The sequence below is a fragment of the Aneurinibacillus migulanus genome (assembly GCF_001274715.1).
Lineage (GTDB): Bacteria > Bacillota > Bacilli > Aneurinibacillales > Aneurinibacillaceae > Aneurinibacillus > Aneurinibacillus migulanus.
In genome coordinates, this window is the sequence record NZ_LGUG01000020.1 from 1 (window position 1) to 1071 (window position 1071).

At 53.0% G+C, this 1071-nt stretch carries 2 protein-coding genes; both read right to left on the minus strand.

Translation table 11 applies throughout. From position 1 onward, the window contains the following. Positions 1-355: electron transfer flavoprotein subunit alpha/FixB family protein (locus AF333_RS31325; RefSeq protein WP_407638710.1), on the minus strand; the 355-nt coding region annotated here is incomplete at its 3' end. A gap of 21 nt (positions 356-376) precedes the next feature. Then, positions 377-1071 (minus strand): electron transfer flavoprotein subunit beta/FixA family protein (locus AF333_RS31330; RefSeq protein ID WP_043067497.1); only part of this gene is annotated, 695 nt, incomplete at its 5' end.

Sequence of the window (1071 nt, forward strand, 5' to 3'; positions counted from 1 at the left end):
CATCCGATACGAGGCCAAGGCCAAGGCGAGCGGCAATGCGCGGTGCCAAGTCTTTTCCGATCGCTGTATGTGGCATGAGAATGGCATCCGGCTGAACGTCTTCAATGACCTGACGCAAGGCCTGGAAATACGCATCTGTCGTATACGTATCCAGCTCTTTGTTTGCAACCGCATAAACTTTTACGGCTCCATATTTCCCCAGCTCAGCCACATAGTTGGCCGCATCGCTGCCGAAGGTTACCGCGACGATGTCGCCGCCTTCCGAGATGCGTTGCGCTGCTGTCAGCGCCTCAAAGGATACGTTCCGTAAGCTTTTGTCTCTTGCTTCTGCTACTACCAATACTTTTTTGCTCATATCGCTCGTCCCCCTCTGACCTTAGATTACTTTCGCTTCGTTGCGAAGAAGCTGTACCAGTTCTTTCACTTGATCCTGCACATCGCCGCTCAATATACGACCCGCTTCTTTTTTCGGCGGCAGGAAGGTTTCAATGACGCTCGTTTTCGCCGCAACCTCTCCGTCGATGTTCAAGTCATCTACCGTGAGACGTTCCATCGGTTTTTTCTTCGCTTTCATGATGCCTGGCAACGAAGGATACCGTGGTTCATTCAAGCCTTGCTGTGCTGTAACCAACACGGGCAGGGATACTTCGATCGTCTCGATGTCCCCTTCTACATCGCGCTCGATGGTCGCTTTTCCGCCATCCACGGTAAGTTTGGTAATGGTGGTTACCTGTGCGATGTTCAGCTCTTCCGCCAGGCGAGGGCCCACTTGACCGGACCCGTTATCCACCGCCATGTTTCCGCCAAGGATAATATCGTATTCGCGGTCCTTGATAACGGCGGCTAGAATTTTAGCGATACTGTATTCATCCGTCTCGATGTCTTCATCATCGACGATGACAGCTTTGTCTGCACCCATAGCAAGTGCGGTCCGCAGCGCGCTCTCGGCACGTTCCGGTCCGACCGTAATAACGGTGACTTCGCCGCCGTGCTCGTCGCGTAGCGTAATCGCTTCTTCCACTGCGTACTCATCGTACGGATTCATGATGAATTCGACCCCATCTTCGCTGA